Annotated in this window: 23 protein-coding genes; 11 read left to right on the top strand and 12 right to left on the bottom strand. The window is 67.2% G+C overall.

What is annotated here, in order from left to right:
* Positions 1-61: 61 nt before the first annotated feature.
* The 6 genes from DIE11_RS21335 to DIE11_RS21305 form a co-directional block, all read right to left on the bottom strand.
* Complete coding sequence (locus tag DIE11_RS21335) at positions 62-1606, bottom strand: 2-isopropylmalate synthase (protein ID WP_124626867.1); 1545 nt, start codon at positions 1604-1606, stop codon at positions 62-64.
* Between the two features lie 313 nt (positions 1607-1919).
* The gene (pssA, locus tag DIE11_RS21325; RefSeq protein WP_059680589.1) at positions 1920-2792 is read right to left on the bottom strand and encodes a CDP-diacylglycerol--serine O-phosphatidyltransferase; all 873 of its coding nucleotides are present in this window, start codon (positions 2790-2792) and stop codon (positions 1920-1922) included.
* Positions 2793-2807: 15 nt separating this feature from the next.
* Complete coding sequence (locus tag DIE11_RS21320; RefSeq protein WP_059468119.1) at positions 2808-3452, bottom strand: phosphatidylserine decarboxylase; 645 nt, start codon at positions 3450-3452, stop codon at positions 2808-2810.
* A gap of 127 nt (positions 3453-3579) precedes the next feature.
* Positions 3580-4596, bottom strand: a complete 1017-nt coding sequence (ilvC, locus tag DIE11_RS21315) for a ketol-acid reductoisomerase (RefSeq protein ID WP_059533228.1) — start codon at positions 4594-4596, stop codon at positions 3580-3582.
* Between the two features lie 95 nt (positions 4597-4691).
* Positions 4692-5183, bottom strand: coding sequence for an acetolactate synthase small subunit (ilvN, locus tag DIE11_RS21310; RefSeq protein ID WP_034207977.1), 492 nt, complete (start codon positions 5181-5183; stop codon positions 4692-4694).
* A 111-nt stretch (positions 5184-5294) separates the two neighbouring features.
* Positions 5295-7058, bottom strand: coding sequence for an acetolactate synthase 3 catalytic subunit (locus DIE11_RS21305; protein WP_124626865.1), 1764 nt, complete (start codon positions 7056-7058; stop codon positions 5295-5297).
* Positions 7059-7410: 352 nt separating this feature from the next.
* On the opposite strand from DIE11_RS21305, the gene DIE11_RS21300 reads away from it, so the two are divergent.
* The 11 genes from DIE11_RS21300 to DIE11_RS21250 all read left to right on the top strand — a co-directional run bounded on the left by DIE11_RS21300 (position 7411) and on the right by DIE11_RS21250 (position 16941).
* A complete protein-coding gene (locus DIE11_RS21300) occupies positions 7411-7974 on the top strand; it encodes an RNA polymerase sigma factor (protein WP_124626863.1) in 564 nt (187 codons plus the stop codon).
* A complete protein-coding gene (locus tag DIE11_RS21295; protein WP_124626861.1) occupies positions 7971-8396 on the top strand; it encodes a DUF3619 family protein in 426 nt (141 codons plus the stop codon). Before DIE11_RS21300 ends, DIE11_RS21295 begins: the two co-directional genes overlap by 4 nt.
* A gap of 26 nt (positions 8397-8422) precedes the next feature.
* Positions 8423-9178, top strand: a complete 756-nt coding sequence (locus DIE11_RS21290; RefSeq protein WP_124626859.1) for a DUF3106 domain-containing protein — start codon at positions 8423-8425, stop codon at positions 9176-9178.
* Between the two features lie 78 nt (positions 9179-9256).
* Positions 9257-9697, top strand: coding sequence for an RDD family protein (locus DIE11_RS21285; protein ID WP_409364579.1), 441 nt, complete (start codon positions 9257-9259; stop codon positions 9695-9697).
* A 264-nt stretch (positions 9698-9961) separates the two neighbouring features.
* Positions 9962-10900, top strand: coding sequence for a UDP-2,3-diacylglucosamine diphosphatase (locus DIE11_RS21280; protein ID WP_124626855.1), 939 nt, complete (start codon positions 9962-9964; stop codon positions 10898-10900).
* 30 nt (positions 10901-10930) lie between these two features.
* The gene (locus DIE11_RS21275) at positions 10931-11965 is read left to right on the top strand and encodes a glycosyltransferase family 1 protein (RefSeq protein WP_059533238.1); all 1035 of its coding nucleotides are present in this window, start codon (positions 10931-10933) and stop codon (positions 11963-11965) included.
* Positions 11962-12498, top strand: a complete 537-nt coding sequence (locus tag DIE11_RS21270) for a diacylglycerol kinase (RefSeq protein ID WP_059600413.1) — start codon at positions 11962-11964, stop codon at positions 12496-12498. Before DIE11_RS21275 ends, DIE11_RS21270 begins: the two co-directional genes overlap by 4 nt.
* A 194-nt stretch (positions 12499-12692) precedes the next feature.
* Complete coding sequence (locus tag DIE11_RS21265) at positions 12693-13448, top strand: TetR/AcrR family transcriptional regulator (protein WP_059600412.1); 756 nt, start codon at positions 12693-12695, stop codon at positions 13446-13448.
* Positions 13445-14026, top strand: coding sequence for a TIGR00730 family Rossman fold protein (locus tag DIE11_RS21260; RefSeq protein ID WP_059600411.1), 582 nt, complete (start codon positions 13445-13447; stop codon positions 14024-14026). Before DIE11_RS21265 ends, DIE11_RS21260 begins: the two co-directional genes overlap by 4 nt.
* A gap of 22 nt (positions 14027-14048) precedes the next feature.
* Entirely contained in the window at positions 14049-14813 is a 765-nt protein-coding gene (locus tag DIE11_RS21255) for an SDR family oxidoreductase (RefSeq protein WP_124626853.1), read from the top strand.
* A 229-nt stretch (positions 14814-15042) separates the two neighbouring features.
* The gene (locus DIE11_RS21250; protein ID WP_124626851.1) at positions 15043-16941 is read left to right on the top strand and encodes a glycosyltransferase family 39 protein; all 1899 of its coding nucleotides are present in this window, start codon (positions 15043-15045) and stop codon (positions 16939-16941) included.
* Between the two features lie 101 nt (positions 16942-17042).
* Here the strand turns inward: DIE11_RS21250 and DIE11_RS21245 are convergent, their stop codons facing one another.
* From DIE11_RS21245 to sugE, 6 genes are all read right to left on the bottom strand, one after another.
* The gene (locus DIE11_RS21245; RefSeq protein ID WP_059600409.1) at positions 17043-17660 is read right to left on the bottom strand and encodes a DUF924 family protein; all 618 of its coding nucleotides are present in this window, start codon (positions 17658-17660) and stop codon (positions 17043-17045) included.
* Positions 17657-18388, bottom strand: a complete 732-nt coding sequence (locus DIE11_RS21240) for an alanyl-tRNA editing protein (protein ID WP_124626850.1) — start codon at positions 18386-18388, stop codon at positions 17657-17659. Before DIE11_RS21240 ends, DIE11_RS21245 begins: the two co-directional genes overlap by 4 nt.
* A 103-nt stretch (positions 18389-18491) precedes the next feature.
* Positions 18492-18902, bottom strand: a complete 411-nt coding sequence (locus DIE11_RS21235; protein WP_059533253.1) for a group II truncated hemoglobin — start codon at positions 18900-18902, stop codon at positions 18492-18494.
* 42 nt (positions 18903-18944) lie between these two features.
* Complete coding sequence (locus DIE11_RS21230) at positions 18945-21449, bottom strand: ABC transporter permease (RefSeq protein WP_124626904.1); 2505 nt, start codon at positions 21447-21449, stop codon at positions 18945-18947.
* A gap of 107 nt (positions 21450-21556) precedes the next feature.
* Positions 21557-22174 (bottom strand): DUF4126 domain-containing protein, encoded by a 618-nt coding sequence (locus tag DIE11_RS21225; RefSeq protein ID WP_059600405.1) that lies wholly within the window; start codon positions 22172-22174, stop codon positions 21557-21559.
* A 223-nt stretch (positions 22175-22397) separates the two neighbouring features.
* Positions 22398-22718 (bottom strand): quaternary ammonium compound efflux SMR transporter SugE, encoded by a 321-nt coding sequence (gene sugE / locus DIE11_RS21220; protein WP_059533257.1) that lies wholly within the window; start codon positions 22716-22718, stop codon positions 22398-22400.
* Positions 22719-22772 lie beyond the last annotated feature (54 nt).

The raw sequence follows: 22772 nt of genomic DNA, 5'->3' as shown, positions 1-22772 counted from the left end.
CCCGGGCGGCGCAAGGCCGCACGGGGCGTTTCGTGTGCTTCGAGCGCTCGACGCGCAGCGCTTACGAGCGCTGCGGGTTGACCTTGTCGTCCTTCGAATGCAGTTTGTTCAGCGCCGAAATGTACGCCTTCGCGGACGCCGCGACGATGTCCGGATCGGTGCCAACGCCGTTGACGATCCGCCCGCTCTTCGACAGCCGGACGGTCACTTCGCCCTGCGCCTGCGTGCCGGTCGTGATCGCGTTCACCGAATACAGGAGCAGTTCGGAACCGCTGCCGACTTCGCCCTCGATCGCGTTGAACGTCGCATCGACCGGCCCGTTGCCGTGCGCCTCGCCGGTCACTTCCTTGCCCTCGACCGCGAACACGATCTTCGCCTGCGGCTGCTCGCCCGTCTCAGAATGCTGTGACAGCGACACGAACTTGAAGTGCTCCTGCTCCTGCGCGAGCGCCGATTCTTCGGAGACGATCGCGATGATGTCTTCGTCGAAGATCTCGGCCTTGCGATCGGCGAGGTCCTTGAAGCGCATGAACGCAGCGTTCAGCTCGGCTTCGCTGTCGAGCGACACGCCGAGCTCCTGCAGGCGCTGCTTGAACGCGTTGCGGCCCGACAGCTTGCCGAGCACGATCTTGTTCGCGGTCCAGCCCACGTCTTCCGCGCGCATGATCTCGTAGGTGTCGCGCGCCTTCAGCACGCCGTCCTGGTGGATGCCCGACGCGTGCGCGAATGCGTTCGCGCCGACCACGGCCTTGTTCGGCTGCACGACGAAACCGGTGATCTGCGACACGAGCTTCGACGTCGGCACGATCTGCGTGGTGTCGATGCCGACGTCGAGGCCGAAGTAGTCCTTGCGGGTCTTCACGGCCATCACGATTTCCTCGAGCGACGTATTGCCCGCGCGCTCGCCGAGACCGTTGATCGTGCACTCGACCTGCCGCGCACCGCCGATCTTCACGCCGGCGAGCGAGTTCGCCACCGCCATCCCGAGGTCGTTGTGGCAGTGCACGGAGAAGATCGCTTTGTCCGAGTTCGGAATGCGTTCGCGCAGCGTCTTCACGAGGTTGCCGTAGAGTTCCGGCACGCCGTAGCCGACCGTGTCGGCGATGTTGATCGTCGTCGCCCCTTCGGCGATCACGGCTTCCAGCACGCGGCACAGGAAGTCGAGATCCGAACGGCTGCCATCTTCCGGCGAGAATTCGACGTTGTCGGTGAACTTGCGCGCGAAGCGCACCGCGAGGCGAGCCTGCTCGAACACCTGGTCCGGCGTCATCCGCAGCTTCTTCTCCATGTGCAGCGGCGACGTCGCGATGAACGTGTGGATCCGCGAGCTATTGGCCGGCTTCAGGGCGTCGGCCGCACGCTGGATGTCCTTGTCGTTGGCGCGCGCCAGCGAGCAGATCGTGCTCTCCTTCACCAGGCCGGCGATCGTGTGGATCGCGTCGAAGTCGCCGTTCGAGCTGGCCGCGAAGCCGGCCTCGATCACGTCGACCTTCATCCGCTCGAGATGCTTCGCGATGCGGACTTTCTCTTCCTTCGTCATCGACGCACCGGGCGATTGTTCACCGTCACGCAACGTCGTATCGAAAATGATCAGCTTGTCTGTCATGGGGGGCTCCAGGGCTCTTTATACGGGAATCAAACGTAATGAGATCGCGCCACCGCTGGCGACGCTCAACAACAGACGAGGCTTGACGGAGGGCGAGAACGGTCAGCGCGGCAGGCGCGCCAAAGCTAGCGCGCGTAGCGGCGCACCGGCTAGAAGGAGGGAGAGGCGGGAAAATGCAGTCATGCCGAAGACTATAGCGGCATTCCGCTGGGTGCGCAATCGGACGGCACCCGGGATGCCAGACCGCGCCGCGCGAAAAAGGGGCAAATGAAAACGGCGGCCTCGTGGCCGCCGTTGCCGGGCAGGTTGCGCGTCAGTGATCGCGCTGCGACGAGCGCGCGGGGTTCGCCCGTCCGCGCACGGCCATGTAGGCCCAAAACACGTAGCCGGACAGCCCGTACAGCACGAACAGGCAGAACAGCATCAACGGCGGATCGGACGACACGAGCACGAACGCGACGACGACCAGCAGGATCGCCGCGAACGGCACGCGGTGCCGTACGTCGAGCGCCTTGCCGCTGTAGAACGGCGCGTTCGACACCATCGTCACGCCTGCATAGATCGTCAGTACAAACGCCACCCAGGGCAGCCAGCCGAGCTTCATCGGCACGCGGTTGTCGGTCGCGAGCCAGACGAAGCCGGCGATCAGCGCGGCGGCGGCCGGGCTCGGCAGCCCCTGGAAGAAGCGCTTGTCGACGACGCCGATGTTCGTGTTGAAGCGCGCGAGACGCAGCGCGGCGCCAGAACAGTAGACGAATGCAGCGAGCCAGCCCCAGCGGCCAAGATCCTTCAGCACCCACTCGTACATCACGAGCGCCGGCGCGACGCCGAACGACACCATGTCCGACAGGCTGTCGAACTGTTCGCCGAACGCGCTTTGGGTATGCGTCATCCGTGCGACTCGTCCGTCCATCCCGTCGAGCACCATCGCGACGAAGATCGCGATCGCGGCGATCTCGAAGCGCACGTTCATCGCCTGCACGACCGCGAAGAACCCGCAGAACAGCGCAGCGGTCGTGAACGCGTTCGGCAGCAGGTAGATGCCGCGCGTCTTCAGGAACCGCTGGCGCGCGGCGCGGCGGCTCTCGATGGGCGCCTGATCCGGCGCCATCACCTTGTTGCGGCGGAACGGGCGTGGCGTCTGGCCGGAGCCGTTGCGCGGACGACGCGGTTTGAATGCGGCCATCGTGCGTCCCGCCGCTTACTGTTCGAGCTCGGCGAGGATCGTCGACGACGCGTAGACCTTCTCGCCGATCGACACCTTCGCGCGGCTGCCGAGCGGCAGGTACACGTCGACGCGCGAACCGAAGCGGATGAAACCGTAGCGCTGACCGCGCGACAGCGGTTCGCCGGCACGCACGTAGCACAGGATCCGGCGGGCGACGAGGCCTGCGATCTGCACGGCGGTGACGGTCTTGCCGCTCGCCGTCTGGATCACGACCGCATTGCGCTCGTTCTCGGTCGACGCCTTGTCGATCGCCGCGTTCAGGAACGCGCCCGGGAAGTATTCGACCTTGGTGACCGCGCCGTCGACCGGCGAACGCTGCGAATGGACGTTGAAGACATTCATGAACACGCTGATCTTCAGCGCTTCGCGATTCGCGTACGGATCCTGGGTGGTCTCGACCGCGACGATGCGGCCGTCCGCCGGGCACAGCACCGCGTTCGGCTGCGCCGGGATCGGGCGCTGCGGATCGCGGAAGAACTGGACGACGAAGACGAGCAGCAGCCAGAACGGCCACGCGAAGCCGAAGCCCCCGACGGCGTGGATCAACAACGCGATGACGGCTGCAATCGCGATGAACGGCCAGCCTTCGCGCGCGATGATCGGATGAGGATAGTTCATGGGTTCGTTCGGTGTTCGGTGAATTGCAAAGCCCGTAGGATAGCAAAAGCCGCCCGGGGCACTGCTGCCTTCGGACGGCTTTTTGATACCGACCCTCCACTCGAAGGGCCGGAACAGCACGTGGTGCTTAGTTCTTCGTCTGGTCGACGAGCTTGTTCTTAGCGATCCACGGCATCATCGCGCGCAGCTTCGAGCCGACCTGCTCGATCTGGTGCTCGGCCGTCAGGCGGCGGCGCGACTGCAGCGTCGGCGCACCTGCCTTGTTCTCGAGAATGAAGCTCTTCGCGTATTCGCCCGTCTGGATGTCGGTCAGGCACTGCTTCATCGCCTTCTTCGTCTCTTCCGTGACGACGCGCGGGCCCGTCACGTACTCGCCGTACTCGGCGTTGTTCGAGATCGAGTAGTTCATGTTCGCGATGCCGCCTTCGTAGATCAGGTCGACGATCAGCTTCAGTTCGTGCAGGCACTCGAAGTACGCCATTTCCGGCGCGTAGCCCGCTTCGACCAGCGTCTCGAAACCTGCCTTGATCAGCTCGACGGTACCGCCGCACAGCACGGCCTGCTCGCCGAACAGGTCGGTTTCGGTCTCTTCACGGAAGTTCGTCTCGATGATGCCGGCACGGCCGCCACCGTTCGCTGCCGCATACGACAGCGCGATGTCGCGTGCCGCGCCCGACTTGTTCTGCGCAACCGCGATCAGGTGCGGCACGCCGCCGCCCTGCGAGTACGTGCCGCGCACGGTGTGGCCCGGTGCCTTCGGCGCGATCATGATCACGTCGAGGTCGGCGCGCGGGATCACCTGGCCGTAGTGGACGTTGAAGCCGTGTGCGAATGCCAGTGCGGCGCCCTGCTTGATGTTTGCGTGCACTTCCTTCGCGTACACGTCGGCGATCTGCTCGTCCGGCAGCAGCATCATGACGACGTCCGCGCCCTTGACCGCTTCCGCGACTTCCTTGACCGACAGGCCTGCGTTTTCGGCCTTGCTCCACGACGCGCCGCCCTTGCGAAGGCCGACCGTCACGTTCACGCCGCTGTCCTTCAGGTTCAGTGCGTGTGCATGGCCTTGCGAGCCGTAGCCGATGATCGTGACTTGCTTGCCCTTGATGAGGGAGAGGTCAGCGTCTTTATCGTAGAAAACGTTCATGATGGTTCCTTCGCCAATTCAAAAATTCAACAATTCGTTCAGATGGAGTACTGCGGGCCGGGACATGACGGCGCACCCGGCGTGCCTGTCTGGCATCACACCTTCAGGATGCGCTCGCCGCGTCCGATGCCGGAGCTGCCGGTGCGCACGGTCTCTAGGATCGCGGTCGCGTCCAGCCCCTGGATGAATGCGTCGAGCTTGTCGCTCGCGCCCGTCAATTCGATCGTGTAGGTCTTTTCGGTCACGTCGATGATGCGGCCGCGGAAAATATCCGACATCCGCTTCATTTCTTCGCGCTCCTTGCCCACTGCTCGTACCTTGATCAGCATCAGCTCACGTTCGATGTGTGCACCGTCGGTCAGGTCCACCACTTTCACCACCTCGATCAGGCGGTTCAGATGCTTCGTGATCTGTTCGATCACGTCGTCAGAGCCAATGGAAACGATGGTCAGCCGCGACAGCGATTGGTCTTCGGTCGGCGCCACCGTCAAGGTTTCGATGTTGTAGCCGCGTGCGGAAAACAGACCGACCACGCGCGACAGCGCGCCCGGTTCGTTTTCCAGCAGGACGGAAATGATGTGTCTCATGTTCGCTTCTTCCAGAATGTGTCCGTGTCGATTCACTCGCGCCGCGCGCCGCCCGGTGCAGCACCGCCCTTCGTGAAGGCGGCCGCCTCGGCCCTGGCGCGCGTCGCGCCGTTACAGATCTTCCGATCCGAGCAGCATCTCGGTGATGCCCTTGCCGGCCTGTACCATCGGCCAGACGTTTTCGGTCGGATCGGTCTGGAAGTCGAGAAACACGGTGCGGTCCTTCAGGCGCAGCGCTTCCTTCAGCGCCGGCTCCACATCCGAGGTCTTTTCGATCCGCATGCCGACATGGCCGTACGCTTCGGCGAGCTTCACGAAATCGGGCAGCGCATCCATGTACGAATGCGAATAGCGCTTGCTGTATTCGATCTGCTGCCACTGGCGGACCATGCCGAGATAGCGGTTGTTCAGCGAAATGATCTTCACGGGCGTGTCGTACTGCAGGCAGGTCGACAGTTCCTGGATGCACATCTGGATCGAGCCTTCGCCCGTGATGCACAGCACGTCGTCGTCCGGGTGCGCCATCTTGACGCCCATCGCTGCCGGCAGGCCGAAGCCCATCGTGCCGAGGCCGCCGGAATTGATCCAGCGACGCGGCTTGTTGAAACGGTAGAACTGCGCCGCCCACATCTGGTGCTGGCCGACGTCCGAGCACACGAACGCGTTGCCGTCCGTCAGCTCCCACGCCTTCTCCACCACGTACTGCGGCTTGATGATCTCGCTTTCGCGGTCGAACTTCAGGCAGTCCTTCGAGCGCCAGTCCTCGATGTCCTTCCACCATTGCGCGAGCGCCTCGGTGTCGGGGCCATGCTCGGCCGTCTGCAGTTGCTCGATCAGCTCCTTCAGCACTTCCTTCACGTCGCCGACGATCGGGATGTCGACCTTCACACGCTTCGAGATCGACGACGGGTCGATGTCGATGTGGATGATCTTGCGCGGACGCGACGCGAAGTGCGCCGGGTCGCCGATCACGCGGTCGTCGAAGCGGGCGCCGATCGCGATCAGCACGTCGCAGTGCTGCATCGCCATGTTCGCTTCGTACGTGCCGTGCATGCCGAGCATGCCGAGGAATTTCTTGTCCGATGCGCGATAGCCGCCGAGGCCCATCAGCGTGTTCGTGACCGGGTAGCCGAGCAGGTCGGCGAACTGGTTCAGTTCGCGCGCCGCGTCGGCCAGGATGATGCCGCCGCCCGTGTAGATATAGGGACGCTTTGCCGACAGCAGCAGCGACACGGCCTTGCGGATCTGGCCCGAATGGCCCTTCGTGACGGGGTTGTACGAGCGCAGCGACACGCTCTTGACCGGCTCGTACTGGCACGGCGTCTTCGAGATGTCCTTCGGGATGTCGATCAGCACCGGGCCCGGACGGCCGGTGCGGGCGATGTAGAACGCCTTCTTGACGGTTTCCGCGAGGTCGCGCACGTCCTTCACGAGGAAGTTGTGCTTCACGCACGGACGCGTGATGCCGACCGTATCGCATTCCTGGAACGCGTCCTGGCCGATCGCGGCAGTCGGCACCTGGCCGCTGATCACGACCATCGGGATCGAATCCATGTAGGCCGTTGCAATGCCGGTCACCGCATTGGTGACACCGGGGCCGGACGTCACGAGACAGACGCCGACGTTGCCGGTGGAACGCGCATACGCATCGGCTGCGTGCACGGCCGCCTGTTCGTGGCGCACCAGCACGTGCTGAATCTTGTCCTGCTTGTAAAGCTCGTCGTAGATGTAGAGTACCGAGCCGCCGGGATAGCCCCAGATGAATTCGACGTTCTCGTCGGCCAGTGCTTTCATGAGCACGGTGGCGCCGATGGAGTCGCTATCGGGAGGGGAAAGGGGTTCCGACGTGGAGAATTCCGCGCTGGGCATGTTCATTTTGACCTTTCGAATTTTCGGCAAAAAATTGATCGGGTGCTCTCTGCCGGGCTTGTGGCTCGGGTTCAAGCGGCGCGTCCAGTTTGAAGGGCGGGCTTCTTGGGCCAGCCTCAAATGAGACCATCACTTCATGTTGCGAATCGTTGACGATAGCGGGTCATGATTGGGTCGTCAAGCAAAATATCCCGCAGCGCATCATACGCCCCGCCCGGCGGCCCGCGGACGCTGCTCGCGCGCAACGTACCGAGCCGTCACCGGTGCCAAGTCGCGCGAAAATTTGTTAGCATCCGCGGGTTTTACGAAATTTTTCGACCTTTCACACGCCGCAGTCCGCAGCGCATACCTTTACGGAATGGCATCAGACAAGGAACTCGCCGACTTTCTGGCGGGCGTCGAAAGGCGCGCGTTCAAGCAGGCTGCGTACGCCGTGCGCGACGACGATGCGTCGCTCGACATCGTGCAGGACGCGATGATCAAGCTGGCGGAGAAGTACGGCGACCGGCCGGCGGCCGAGCTGCCGCTGCTGTTCCAGCGGATCCTGCAGAACGCGATCCATGACTGGTTCCGCCGGCAAAAGGTCCGCAATACCTGGGTCACGCTCTTTTCGTCGCTCAACAACACGGACGACGAGGACTTCGATCCGCTGGAAACGCTCGAGTCCGCGGACGACAACGCGGGCGTCGAGAGCACCGAGCACCGCCTCGAGCGGGAGCAGGTTCTGGCCCTGATCGACGCAGAAATCCAGAAACTTCCGACGCGTCAACGGGAAGCGTTCCTGATGCGTTATTGGGAAGATATGGATGTCGCCGAGACTGCCGCCGCAATGGGGTGCTCCGAAGGCAGCGTCAAGACGCACTGCTCGCGAGCCACCCACACCCTGGCGCAAGCGCTCAAGGCCAAAGGAATCACGCTATGAGCTCCGCTCCCGTAAATCGAGAATACGAATTCGCGCTGAAGGTCCGCCGCGCGCTGGACGAACGTGCCGCGGCGCTGCCTGCCGCGACCACTGACCGTCTGGCCGCCGCGCGCGGGGCCGCGCTCGCGCGCAAGAAGCCGGAACCCGCGACCGCGCCGGTGTTCGTGCCCGCCTTCGCCGGTGCCGCCGCCGCATACGGCACGCCGCCCGCGAGTCGCCCGCAGACGTCGTTCGCGCGCCGCCTGCTGCGCGCCTGGCCGCTCGCGCTGCTGCTCGCGGGGCTCGTCGGCATCGCGTACTGGGAAGACATGCAGCGCACCGCCGAACTCGCCGACATCGACGCGGCGATGCTCAGCGACGACCTGCCGCTCAACGCGTATCTCGATCACGGGTTCAACGCGTATCTTTCGCACGCACGCTAACAGAGAATAACGAGGGGATCGCACGGGTGAGTCAGAAACGCGGCCTGGCCGTATTTTTCGGATGCGTGATCGCGATCGCCGTTTCCTACGTCGCCACCTATTCCCGATTCAACCCGCCCGCCGCGACGGTCTCCGCGGCGGCCAGCAGCGCGCCCGCGCCGACCTCGGCCGCCGCCGGGCTGACCACCGAACTCGCCCCGCTGCCCCTGCCGCTGCCGGCCGCCAACGGCCCGCTGTCGTGGGCGCGCCTGACGCCTGCGCAACGCTCGGCACTCGCGCCGTTCGCCGACCAGTGGGACGGCTTCAGCGACGCTCGCAAGCGCAAATGGCTGAAGATCGCATCACGTTTCGCGAAATTGACGCCCGATGAGCAGAAGCACCTGCAGGACAGGATGTCCGAGTGGGTGCGGATGACGCCCGAGCAGCGCCGCGTCGCGCGTGAGAATTACCAGAGCGCGAAGGAGCTGTCCGCGCAGGCGCGCGAGCGTGCGTGGAAGGCCTACCAGCAACTTCCCGAGGAACAGAAGGAGCGCCTGGCCGCGACCGAGCGCCGTCGCCGACCGAGCGTCGTCAGCGCGCCGCCGACGGTCGCCGACCGCGATGTGCGCCGCCTCGTCAATTCGCACGAGCATCCGGCGAGCAACGCCGCGCCGGCATCGGCGCCCGCTACGGCCGGCGCCGGCACACCGCCCGTGGCGGCATCATCCACGTCCGGCACCGCACCCGCGACCGTCACGCCAGTCTCGCCGGCCGACGCGCCGTCGATGTTCAAGGGTTCCTGACCCGACGTGGCGAGCGCCCCCGCACCCCAGGCCCCGGCCGTCTTCGCCGTGCCGTCCGTGCGGCGGCGCCTCGCCGCGATGCTGTACGAAGCCGTGCTGCTGTTCGGCATCGTGTTCTTCGCCGGCCTCGCATTCAGCCTCGCGACGCAGCAGCGCAACGGCCTCGTTCATCACAACCTCCTCGCCGCGTGGATCGCGCTCGTCGTCGGCGGGTACTTCGTCTGGTTCTGGACCCACGGCGGCCAGACGCTGCCGATGAAGACCTGGCGGCTGCGGCTCGAATCGTCCAGCGGCCAGCCGCTGAACACCGGCCATGCGCTCGTCCGCTACGCGCTCGGGTGGCTGTGGTTCCTGCCGCCGCTCGCGCTGCATCCGCTCCTCGGCCTGTCGGTGCCCGTCACGCTCGCGCTGGCTGCCGCGTGGATCGTCGCATGGGCCAGCGCCGCCCGCCTGCACGCCGATCGTCAATTCCCGCACGACCGCATCGCCCGCACGCGCGTCGTCGCGATTCCGCGCTGACGCGCTCGCGCGATCCGCGCGAGCGCGACCGGTTCCGCGCGTCGGCGCATCCGTCAGACGAAATCCCTTGAAGGCACCGTCACAGCCACCCCGCTCGGCGTGCCCGATCATCGCAAAGGCGGTCGGTTCGGCAGATTGCGCAACGCCGCCGCATTCACTGCTAAACATGGCGGAACGACAGTAATAAGAACGTCTCGTGACTGTCACGGCATGGTCACGCCCGCATGGCGCAATGCCGGTAATGTCAACCGGCGCGAGTCATGCATGGGCCAGAAAACGTCCGCGACCTCCCTGTTCCGTCAACCCCTCGGCGCCCGCGCCGTCACCGCCTTCCTGTCCGGCTCGGCCGCAACCGATGCCCTTTCGTCGAACGAGCCGACGGCCGCGCACGCCAGGCAGCACGACGACCCCGAGCCGTCCGCCCATCGCTACCGCACGATCTGGCTGTCCGACATCCATCTCGGCTCGAGCGGATGCCAGGCGCCGTACCTGCTCGACTTCCTGCGCCACAACGATTCGGAATACCTGTACCTCGTCGGCGACATCATCGACGGCTGGCAGCTGAAGAAGGGCTGGTACTGGCCGCAGGCGCACAACGACGTCGTGCAGAAGGTCTTGCGCAAGGCGCGCAAGGGCACGCAGGTGGTCTACATTCCGGGCAACCACGACGAAGGCGCGCGGCAGTTCTGCGACCTCGCGTTCGGTGACATCCAGGTGCGGGGCGAGGCATTTCACACGACGCTCGCGGGCAAGCGCCTGTGGATTGTCCACGGCGACCTGTTCGACGGCGTGATCCAGCACGCGAAATGGCTCGCGTATCTCGGCGACACGCTCTACACGCTGATCCTCGTGCTGAACCGCTGGTTCAACCGGATCCGCAGCCGGCTGGGCTTCCAGTACTGGTCGCTGTCGCAGTACCTGAAGCATCAGGTGAAGAACGCGGTGAACTTCATCTCGCAGTTCGAGACCGTGATGACCGACGAAGCGCGCCGCCGCGGCTGCGACGGCGTCGTGTGCGGGCACATCCACAAGGCGGAGATCCGCGACATCGACGGCGTGCTGTACTGCAACGACGGCGACTGGGTCGAAAGCCTGTCCGCGCTCGTCGAAACGATGGAAGGCGAACTGAAGATCGTCTACTGGACGGCGATGCGCACCGCGCCGTCCGCTGCCCCGTCGCGCAAGGCCAAGGCCACCGCCTGACACAACTCCACTTACAGGACACATGCCGCGATGAAGATCATGATCGTCACCGACGCGTGGGAACCACAGGTCAACGGCGTCGTGCGCACGCTGAAGAGCACCTCCCGCGAACTCACCGCGCTCGGCCACCGGGTCGAAATGCTGACGCCGCTGGAATTCCGCACGGTGCCCTGCCCGACCTACCCCGAGATCCGCCTGTCGATTCTGCCGTACCGCAAGCTGCGCGCCCGGATCGATGCGTTCGCACCCGACGCGCTGCACATCGCGACCGAAGGCCCGCTCGGCCTCGCCGCGCGACGCTATGCGCGCGCACGCAAGCTGCCGTACACGACCGCGTACCACACGCGCTTTCCTGAATACGTGCAGGCGCGCTTCGGCATTCCGCTGTCGGCGACCTACAAGTTCCTGCACTGGTTCCACGGGCCGTCGCTCGCGGTGATGGCGCCGACCCCGGTCGTGAAGCAAGACCTCGAGAAGTTCGGCTTCACGAACGTCGTGCTGTGGACGCGCGGCGTCGACCTCGACATCTTCCGGCCGATGGAGTCGAAGGTGCTCAATACCGCGCGGCCGATCTTCCTGTACGTGGGCCGCGTCGCGATCGAGAAGAACGTCGAGGCATTCCTGCGCCTCGACCTTCCCGGCTCGAAGTGGGTCGCGGGCGAAGGTCCGGCGCTCGCCGAGCTGAAATCGCGCTATCCGGAAGCGAACTATCTCGGCGTGCTGTCGCAAGCCGAGCTCGCCAAGGTGTATGCTGCGGCCGACGTGTTCGTGTTCCCGAGTCGCACCGACACGTTCGGCCTCGTGCTGCTGGAGGCGCTCGCGTGTGGCACGCCGGTCGCCGCGTACCCGGTCACGGGCCCGATCGACGTGCTCGGCGGGGGCGACGCCGGCGCGATGCACGAAGACCTGCAGGAAGCCTGCCTCGAGGCGCTGAAGATCGAACGCGAGACTGCCCGCGCGTGGGCCGAGCGCTTTTCGTGGCGCGCGGCTTCCGAGCAGTTCGCGTCGCATCTGAAACCGCTGCCGAAGACTGCGTACTCGCCCGCCGAAGGTGCCGCCGTTTGAAACGAGACCTGAACGACAAGACCCCGCCCCCTGCCACGACGGCGCAACCACATCGTCCGTTCGACGAAGAAGAGCCGCACGCCGACGCGGACGTGCACCCGCACGAGCCGCTCGGCCCCGACGATCGGCTCGCGCCGCTGCCGCCGAACCCGTACAAGCGCCACCGCGGCATCACGCGTGCGTGGTACGCGCTCAAGCATTCGCTGAACGGGTTTCGCGTCGCGATCCGCGAGGAGAGCGCGTTTCGCCAGGAGCTCACGCTCGCCGCGCTGATGCTGCCGATCGGTGCGTTCTCGCCGGTCCCCGCCGCATCGCGCGCGCTGCTGATCGCGTCGGTGCTGCTCGTGCTGATCGTCGAGCTGCTGAACTCGAGCGTCGAGGCCGCGATCGATCGCATCTCGCTCGAGCGCCACGAATTGTCGAAGCGCGCGAAGGATCTCGGCAGCGCGGCGGTCACGGTCGCGCTGTTCGCGTGCGTGACGACGTGGGGCTTCGTGCTCGGCCCGGTGATCGCACGCTGGCTCGGCTTCTAGCGGCATCCGCGGCATCGCCGCCGTGCGGCGGTGCACCATGCGCGGGGAACGCGCCGCGATCACGAAATGCGCCCGTTGTCAGGAAACAGCGGTTTATAATCGTCCGCTAGACTTAGAACAGCAACCCGCGCCGGACGAATCTCGCAGCATCGATTGCAGCGCCCGCCAGTCCGGCACACACAGGGCCGGACGACATGGAAGCGAAACCTCCCCGCCGCACCCGCGAACGGATTCTCGAGTTGTCGTTGAAACTCTTCAACGAGATCGGCGAGCCGAACGTCACGACCACGACGATCGCCGAGGAAATGGAAATCAGTCCAGGCAACCTGTACTACCATTTCCGCAACAAGGACGACATCATCAACAGCATCTTCGCGCAGTTCGAGCAGCAGATCGAACGACGGCTGCGCTTTCCCGAAGATCACCGTCCGACGATCGACGAAACCTGGTCGTACCTGCAGTACATGGCCGACTTCATGTGGACCTACCGGTTCCTGTATCGCGACCTCAACGACTTGCTCGCGCGCAACCGCACGCTCGAGACGCACTTCAAGCAGATCATCAGCCACAAGGTGCGCTTCGCGCACGACATGTGCGAGCTGCTCGTGTCCGACGCCGAAATGGTCGCGACGCCCGCCGAGATCGAGGTCATCGCCACCAACATGGCCGTGATCTCGACGTACTGGCTGTCGTATCAGTACGTGATGCACCCGCGCAAATACAACGACCAGGACGCGATCCGCGAAGAGCTGCACCAGGTGAGCATGCATGTGATCTCGGTCATGGCCCCGTACCTGCGCGGCCGTTCGCGCCAGCTGTTCGACGATCTCGTCTCCGGCAAGCTGCCCAAGCGCCAGTTCACCGACTACCTGCCGCCGCGCGACGGTTCGCCGCGTCCGGCGGGCAGCCCGGTCGCCGCCAAGCCCGCCGCGAAGGATACGAAACAATGAAGGCAGTCTGTGTTTACTGCGGCTCGTCGTCCGGCGTGCGGCCCGTCTATGCGGACGCCGCGCGCGCGTTCGGCCGCGCGCTCGTCGATGCGGGCCTCACGCTCGTCTACGGCGGCGGCCGCGTCGGCCTGATGGGCGTGATCGCCGATGAAGTGATGGCGGCCGGCGGCCATGTGGTCGGTGTGATCCCCGAGTTGCTGGTCGACAAGGAAGTCGGCCACACCGGGCTGTCCGAGCTGCACGTCGTGCCCGACATGCACCACCGCAAGAAGATGATGGCCGACCTCGCGGATGCGTTCGTCGCGATGCCCGGCGGCGCCGGCACGCTCGAGGAATTCTTCGAGGTCTATACCTGGGCGCAGCTCGGCTATCACCGCAAGCCCGTCGCGCTGTACAACATCGATTCGTTCTACGATCCGCTGATCGCGCTGCTGCGCCATACGGTCGACGAAGGCTTCATGCGCCCGACTTACTTCGACGCGTTGTGCATCGACGCCGAACCGGTCGCGCTGATCGAACAGCTGCGCCGCTACCAGCCGCCCGTCCGCGACAAGTGGGCGCCGGACGCAGCCAAGTAACGTTTATCGGGAACCGCACGCGATGCCCGCACCGTCGTCCGAGCGCAAGGCCGTCCTCATCACCGGCGCGAGCCGCGGCATCGGCCGCGCGACCGCCGTGCTCGCGGCCGAGCGCGGCTGGGACGTCGGCATCAACTACGCACGCGACGCGGCGGCAGCCGAACTGACCGCGCAAGCCGTTCGCGACGCCGGCGCTCGCGCGTGCGTCGTGGCCGGCGACGTCGCGAACGAAGCGGACGTCATCGCGATGTTCGACACCGTGGCGGCGGCGTTCGGTCGCTTCGACGCGCTCGTCAACAATGCAGGGATCGTCGCGCCGTCGATGCCGCTCGCCGACATGCCGGTCGACCGGCTGCGGCGGATGTTCGATACCAACGTGCTCGGCGCCTACCTGTGCGCGCGCGAAGCCGCGCGCCGGCTGTCCACCGATCGCGGCGGGCACGGCGGCGCGATCGTCAACGTGTCGTCGATCGCGTCGCGACTCGGTTCGCCGAACGAGTACGTCGACTACGCGGGCTCGAAGGGCGCGGTCGATTCGCTGACGATCGGCCTCGCGAAGGAACTCGGGCCGCACGGCGTGCGCGTCAACGCGGTGCGGCCCGGCCTCATCGAGACGGATATCCATGCGAGCGGCGGCCAGCCGGGCCGCGCGGCACGCCTCGGCGCGCAGACCCCGCTCGGCCGTGCGGGCGAGGCCCAAGAGATCGCGGAAGCGATCGTCTGGCTGCTCGGCGACACGGCGTCATACACGACGGGCGCCCTGCTCGACGTCGGCGGCGGCCGGTAATCGCGCCCCAGAAGGCGGAAAAACCGACCGGCTGAAGCGGTCCGTGGTCACGACACCACAAATCTCCACAATATCGTGACCATTTCAGTAAACATCCGTAACAGTTCCGTGCTTTACTAGCGCCAAGCCAAAAACAGCCGGTCATCCGGCTGTCATCTCGCCTTGATGCGACCCTTACTGGGTCCGGCCCATGTCGCCGGACCAGCTTGACCCGACCGAGATCTTTTCCATGCCAGGAACCGCAGCGCCCGGCCGCCGGCGACGCACGTCCGTGCCCGCTTCGGCCACGCACGCCCGATCAGCCGCCGACCCCGACCTCAGCGCGACGCTCCATGCCGCCGGCACGCCTGCCGTGGCCGGCACCGCCGCGACGGATGCGGCCGGCGATCGCATCGTCCGGCTCGGCTGGCGCGTCTGGCTGCTGGTTGCCGCGCTGGTCTGCGCGTACATGCTGCCGGGCGTGCTCGGCCACGATCCGTGGAAGCAGGACGAAACCTATACCTTCGGCATCATCCAGCACATGCTCGAGACGGGCGACTTCGTCGTGCCGACCAACGCCGGCCAGCCGTTCATGGAAAAGCCGCCGCTTTACGCGTGGGTCGCGACGAGCCTCGCGTGGCTGCTGCAGCGGGTGATGCCACTGCACGACGCGGCACGGCTCGCGAGCGCGCTGTTCGCAGCGCTCGCGTTCGGCTTCATCGCACGCGCGGCACGCAGTGCCAGCCGGGCCGACAGCTGGCTCGACCTGCGCGTGATCGGCCCCGTCGTGCTGAGCGCGAGCACGCTCGTCGTCGTCAAGCACGTGCACGACATGATGACGGACGTCGCGCTGTTCGCGGGCACCGCGATGGGCTTCTGCGGCCTGCTCGAGCTCGTGATGCAGCATGTCGCGCGCGCGCGCCGGATGCGGCATGGGCTGCCGGTGCGGCCGTCCGGCCGCTGGGCCGCGCCGATCTTCGGCGCGGGCGTCGGCATCGCGCTGATGGCAAAGGGTCTGTTCGTGCCGCTCGTGTTCGCGGCCACGCTCACGGGCGCGCTGATGCTCTACCCTGCCTGCCGTACACGTGCGTTCGCGCGCTCGCTCGGCGTCGCCGCGCTCGTGTTCGCGCCGTTCGCGCTCATCTGGCCGACCGCGCTGTTCCTACGTTCCGAGACGCTGTTCATGACCTGGTTCTGGGACAACAACGTCGGCCGCTTCTTCGGTTTCTCGGTGCCGGAACTCGGCGCGGAAAACGACAAGCCGTTCTTCATCCTGCGTGCGTTCCTGCTGCTCGGCTTCCCGGTCGCGCCGCTCGCGATCGTCGCGCTGGCACGCGGCGCATGGCGCGAGTGGCGCACGCCGCGCATCGCGCTGCCCGTCCTGTTCGCCGGGATTGGCCTCGCGGTGCTGCAAGTGTCCGCGACCTCGCGCCAGCTCTACATCCTGCCGTTCTTCGCGCCGCTCGCGCTGGTTGCCGCACAGGCGATCGAGCGCCTGCCGCGCGGGCTGCATCTTGCATGGGATTATCTGAGCCGCCTGCTGTTCGGCACCGTCGTCGCGCTCGCGTGGGGGATCTGGGCAGTGATGGCCGATCCGGGTGCATCGCGTGCAGGCCTCGCGCCGCTCGGCCGATGGCTGCCGCTCGACTGGACGATGCCGATCGTGCCCGGGCTCGTGGTCGGCGCGCTCGTGCTGACGGTCGGCTGGCTGTGGCTGCTGCCGAAGCTGCGCACGACCGGCCTGTGGCGCGGCGCGCTGTCGTGGGGCGCGGGTGCGCTGGTTGCGTGGGGCCTCGTGTATACGCTGTTGCTGCCGTGGCTCGACGTCGCGAAGAGTTACCGGTCGGTATTCGACGACCTGAATGCGCATATCGCCCTCGAATGGAGCGACGGCGACTGCATGGCGAGCCTGCACGGGCTCGGGGAATCGGAAGCGCCGATGCTGTATTACTTCTCCGGTATCCAGCACACGCCGATCGACGACGCGAAGACGACACGCTGCACGTGGATGATCGTCCAGGGCGTGCGGGCAGTCGATCCGGCGCCGGGCAGCGACTGGAAACTGTTCTGGACGGGCGCTCGCCCGGGCGACGACGAGGAACTGCTGCGCGTCTACGTGCGCACCCCCGAAGAGCACGAAACGCAGTAATGCAAGGCGGCGCCGCGAAACGGCGCCGTCGTCATTTCCGGGAGGCCAGGCAAGCGGCGCTCAAGCGCGCTTTCACGCCCGCCGCCCCACCGCCCCGCACGTCAGAACGACGAGCCCGGCTCGCGCAGGAATGCCGTCTCCGCATCGGTCGACACACGGCCGAGAATCGCGTTCCGGTGCGGAAAACGACCGAAGCGCTCGACCACGGCCGCATGACGCAACGCGAAGTGGTGATAGCTCTCGCACCCGGCCTCGCCGCGAATGCCCGCGCAAAGGCGCACTGCCTCACGCTGGCTCTCGTCCGACTCGTCATGTTCGAACGGCAGGTACGCAAAGGCGCGGTGATGGCCGCTCGGCAATTGCGCGTCCCACCCTGCCGCCACGACGCGCCGCGCGAGCGCCAGCGCCTTCGAATCGGCGGCGAACGCACGCGGCGTGCCGCGATGAATGTTGCGCGAGAACTGGTCGAGCACCACGATCAGCGCGAGCGCGCCGAGCGGCGTGTCGGCCCAGTGATCGTGGGCGCCGTCGCACGCGGCGTCGAGCAAGGCGCCGTAGCGCGTCCGCAGTACCTCGTCGAACGCCGCACCGCCGTTGAACCACACCTTGCGCGCGTGGCCGAACTCGACCGACCCCGGCTCGCCGAACCAGAAATCGAGAATCTCGCGCGCTTGCGGATCGAGCGCCGCGGCACTGTCCGTCAGGTTTTCGACCGTCATGCAAACTCCAGTACGAGGCGCCGTGTCCGCGCGCTCTTCTTTTCAAGTTTGGCGACCCGCAGGTCGCCGATTTCCGACGTATTGCGCACATGCGTGCCGCCGCACGGCTGCAGATCGACGCCTTCGATGCGCAGCAGCCGCACGCGGCCCAGCCCCATCGGCGGCTTCACGCTCATCGTGCGCACGAGGTCGGGCCGCTCGGCCATCTCGGCGTCGGTGATCCATTCGGTGGTGACCGCATGCGCGCCGTGGACCAGCGCCGCGAGACGGCGCTCGACGTCGACGCGGTCGATCGCGTCCGACGTCGCGAAATCGAGCCGCACGTAGTCGGCTGTCACGCTGCAGCCGTCGACCGGGTACGGCAGCACCGCGCACATCAGGTGCGCGGCCGTATGCAGCCGCATGTGCCGGTAGCGGCGCAGCCAGTCGATGTCCGCGACCACGCGCGCGCCGGTGGCGAGCGCCGCGACGCGCGCTTCCTGGCCCTTCGCCGGCACGTGCACGGCATCGTCGGGCGTTGCACCGTCGAACTTCGCCTTGCGCGTGTCGGCGATCGTGATCGTGCTGCCGTCGGGCAGCGTCAGCGTGCCGCTGTCGCCGGCCTGCCCGCCGCCAAGCGGATAGAACACGGTGCGGTCGAGGCGGATGCCGTCGTCGCCGACGGCCGCGACGATGGCCTCGCATTGCGTCAGATAGGCATCTTCACGAAACAGTGCGTGGGTCGTCATCGGGCGAGCCTCGTATCGATGGGGAAGCGGTCAGTGTCGCGCCGCACGGGCCAGGCGCCCAGACGCAGATCGTCCGGCGTCCGGACAGCGGCGTACCGGTCGATCAACCGGGCCGGTTGCGCATCCAGTCGGCCGTGTCGTAGAACGAATGCATGAGCCGTTCGCGCAGCGGCTCGGCCAGCCCGATGTCCTCCATCGCCCACGCCATGCAGCGCAGCCACTGATCGCGCTCGACCGACGCGATCGGGAACGGCAGGTGCCGCGCGCGCAGCCGCGGATGGCCGAACCGGCTGATGTAGTGATCGGGACCGCCAAGCCAGCCGCACAGGAACCAGAACAGCTTGTCGCGCGAGCCGTCGAGCGACGCCGGATGCAGCGCGCGAATCTCCGCGAACTCGGGCTCGAGGTCCATCAGGTCGTAAAAGCGGTCCACCATTTCGCGCACGCGGGCTTCGCCGCCCACGAGCTCGAACGCCGTCGGTTGCGACGGCGCCTCATCATTCACATCGGTCATACGGATAATCGGAAACGGGATAGTCGGGGCCGCCGGCGACGCTCAGGCGTCGCGCAGCGACTGCAGCGCCGGGCGCCGCAACACATTATGCAGGCTCAGCCAGCCGGCCGCACCGGCACACGCGACGCCGGCCGCGATGCCGGCCGGCACGAGCCACGGATCGACGGCGAGCCGGAAGTCGAACACGCGCGACGCGAGCACCCAGCCGACCGCGATCGCACCGGCCGACGCCAGCGCGCCGGCCAGCGCGCCGACGACGATGAATTCCGCGCGCTGCACGGCATTGATTTGCGCGCGCGACGCGCCGAGCGCGCGCAGCAGCGCAGCCTCGCGCACGCGCTCGTCGCGCGAGCCGGCGAGCGCCGTGTACAGCACGAGCACACCCGCCGCGAGCGTGAACGCAAACAGGAACTGCACCGCGCCGACCACTTGCAGCATCATCCGCTGCAACTGAGCGAGGATCGGTGCAACGTCGATCGCGGTCAGGTTCGGGTAGCGCGCGATCAGCGGATCGAGCAGCGCCGCCTGCTCGGCCGGCAGGTGGAAGCTCGTCAGGTAGACGGCCGGGAAATCCTTCAGCACGGGCGGCGGCATCAGCACGAAAAAGTTGACGCGGAACGAGCCCCAGTCGAGCTTGCGCACGCTGGTGATCGGCGCATCGACCGTCAGCCCCGTCACGTCGAAGCGCAGCGTGTCGCCCGGCTTCACGTTCAGCGTCTTCGCGAGCCCGGCCTCGATCGATATCTGCGGGCTGGCCGAGCGGCCGAACCAGTCGCCTGCGACGATCCGGTTGTCCGACGGCAGCTCGGTCGTATACGACAGGTTGAACTCGCGGTCGACGAGCCGGCGCGCCTCGTCCGAAGGATACGCGTCCGGGTTCACCGGCTTGCCGTTGATCGCGACGAGCCGGCCGCGCACCATCGGCGCGGGCACCGCATCGCGTACGCCGTGCGCGGCGAGCCATGCCGCGACGTCGTCGCGCTGGTCGGGCTGGATGTCGATCAGGAACTGGTTCGGCGCATCGGGCGGCGTCGACTGCCGCCAGCCCGCGACGAGGTCGTTGCGCGTGATCGCGATCAGCAGCAGGCACATCAGGCCCAGCGCGAGCGCGGTGATCTGCAGCGCGCTGGCCGTGCCGCGCCGGTGCAGCGACGCGAGCGCATAGCGCCAGCCGACGCCCGCTGCCACGCGCGCATCGCGCACCGCGCGCGCCGCCGCGTACAGCGCGAGCCGCGCGATCAGCGAGAAGCCGACCAAGGCGCCCGCGAACCCGCCCGCGACGATCAGGCCGAGCTTCAGGTTGCCTGCCGCGACGATCAGCAGCCCCGCGAACAGCACGACACCGAGCGCGTACAAGGCCCAGGCCGTGCGCGACGCGTCGCCCCAGTCGCGCCGCAGCACGCGCACCGGCGGCACGCGGGTGAGCGGTGCAAGCGGCGGCAGCGCGAAGCCGAGCAGCAGCACGAGCGCGGCGCCGATCCCGACGAGCGCGGGCCAAGGCGTGGGCGGCGGCAGCGCAACGTCGATCAGGCTGCCGAGCGCCGCGAGGAGCGCCCAGTGGCCGGCGTAGCCGAGCACCGCGCCGGCGACGCCCGAGACGATGCCGATGCCGGCGAATTCGAGCGCGAACAGCGCGCCGAGCGTGCGGCGGCTCACGCCGAGGCAGCGCATCGTCGCGCAACCGTCCAGATGGCGCCGCATGTAGCGCTGCGCGGCCATCGCGATCGCGACCGCCGCGAGCAGCGCGGTGAGGAGCGCGACGAGGGTCAGGAAATGGCGTGCGCGATCGAGCGTCTGGCGCACCTGCGGCTGGCCTTCCTGCAACGATTCGAGACCGACGCCGCGCAGCTTGCCGCCGTCGACGCGCGCGTGCGCGTAGGCCTCGAAGCGCGCGACGGCCGGTGTGTCGCCGGCCACGAGCAGCCGGTACGTGACGCGGCTGCCGTAACCGGTGAGCCCAGTCGCGGCGAGCTCGTCCGCGCGCATCATCAGCCGCGGCGAGAAATTGACGAACGAGAAACCGCGATCGAGTTCGCGGGAGATCGACGCGGCCACCGTGAACGTGCGCAGCCCGACACGCACGGTGTCCCCCGCCTTCAGATGCAATGCGTCGAGCAGCGCGGGATCGGCCCACACGGTACCGGGCGCGGGAATCGCGGTCGCCTTGTGCGCGGCGGTCGTGCCGGCCGGCACGATCTCGACCGCGCCGCGCAGCGGATACCCGGGCGAGACGGCCTTCACGGCCGCGAGGCGCGCCGGCGCCGCGTCGCTCGCCTGCCCGCCCGCGGTCGATGCGATCATGCTCGGGAAGATTGCGGTCGTCGCGGTACGCAGCCCGAGTGCGCGCGCCTCGCGGTCGAACGACGGATCGACGGGATGGTCGGCGCGCACGACGAAATCGGCGCCGAGCATCTGGCGCGCGTCGCGCTCGAGCCCCTGGCGCAGCCGGTCGGCGAGGAAGCCGACGCTCGTCAGCGCGGCGACCGCGAGCACCAGCGCCAGCACGAGCAGCGTCAGTTCGCCGGCGCGCCAGTCGCGCGCGGTCATCCGCGCGGCCTGGCGAATCAGGTCGTGCAGGCCGAAGCGGCCGGCATGGCCGGGCCGCCCGGCCGGCGACGGGTCAGCGTGCTGCCGCTCGACGGGTGACGGCGCCTTCAATCGCGCTTGCCCCCGATCGAATTGAGCCGCGACACCATGTGGTTCGCCATCCCGCGAAAGCCGCCCGACACGCCGCGCCACAAACGCGGCAGCGCCCAGGCCGACGCCGCGATGAACGCCGCGAGCAGGACGAGGAACGCGAGCGGAACGAAGAACGCGAGTGCGAGGCCGCCGAACACGAGGCCGTCCTCGGTGGACGACGCGACCCAGTTCGAGATCGGCTCGGGAGACAGGTTGATCAGCGCGCGCGTGCCGGCCTTCGCGACGTGGGCGGCACCGGCGAGCGAACCGCCTGCCAGCCCGGCGACCGCGAGCACGGTCGGGTCGGCATGGCCGAGCGCACCGGCGGCCAGCACCGCGCCGGCCGGAATGCGGATGAAGGTGTGCACCGCGTCCCACAGCGAATCGAACGCGGGAATCTTGTCGGCAAGGAATTCGGTGACGGCGAGCACGGCGGCGGCGCCGATGACCCATGGCGACATCAGGACCGCGAGCGTGTCTGGCAGATGGAGCCAGCCGACCCGCGCGAGCACGCCGGCGATCAGCACCGTCAGGTAAAGGCGCAGCCCGCTCGCCCACGCGAGCCCCGCGCCGAGCGAAATGGCTTCGATCATGGCCCTCTCCTTGCACTTTTCCGTGCGCTTTGCCGATTGATCGGATCGAGTCGGTACGACCGGCCGCGCGGCGCGTGGCGACCAGCGCCGCGTGCCGAGAACGGCACGGCGACATTCAGGCCCGAATCCGTTCCATTATAGACAGGCTGGCAGGAGGGCCGCCGCAATTCCGCAGTGCGTCACGACCGGGCGCGGACGCCGGCCGGCGCCCGGCGCGTCGGCGTCAGGCAGCCGACGACAGCTTCAGGCCGACCAGCCCGAGCACGATCAGCGACGCGCTCGCGACGCGGGCGGCGGTGAGCGCCTCGCCCATCATCACGATCCCGAACACGAACGCGCCGACCGCGCCGATGCCCGTCCACACCGCATACGCGGTGCCGAGCGGCAACTGGCGCATCGCGACCGCGAGCAGCCCGAAGCTGGCGAGCGCCGTCACGATCGTAAACACCGACGGTCCGAGCTTCGTGAAACCCTCGGACGATTTCATGCCGGCCGCCCAGGCCACTTCCAGCAAACCGGCAATCAACAACAATACCCACGCCATCTCGACGTACTCCGGATCGGATGGGGCCGTCCCCGTTGAAGCGAATGACCCGGG

The sequence above is a fragment of the Burkholderia sp. Bp9012 genome (assembly GCF_003853825.1).
Classification (GTDB): domain Bacteria; phylum Pseudomonadota; class Gammaproteobacteria; order Burkholderiales; family Burkholderiaceae; genus Burkholderia; species Burkholderia diffusa.
The sequence above is the reverse complement of the archived record's forward strand: the minus strand, read 5'-3'. Positions and strand labels throughout refer to the sequence as shown.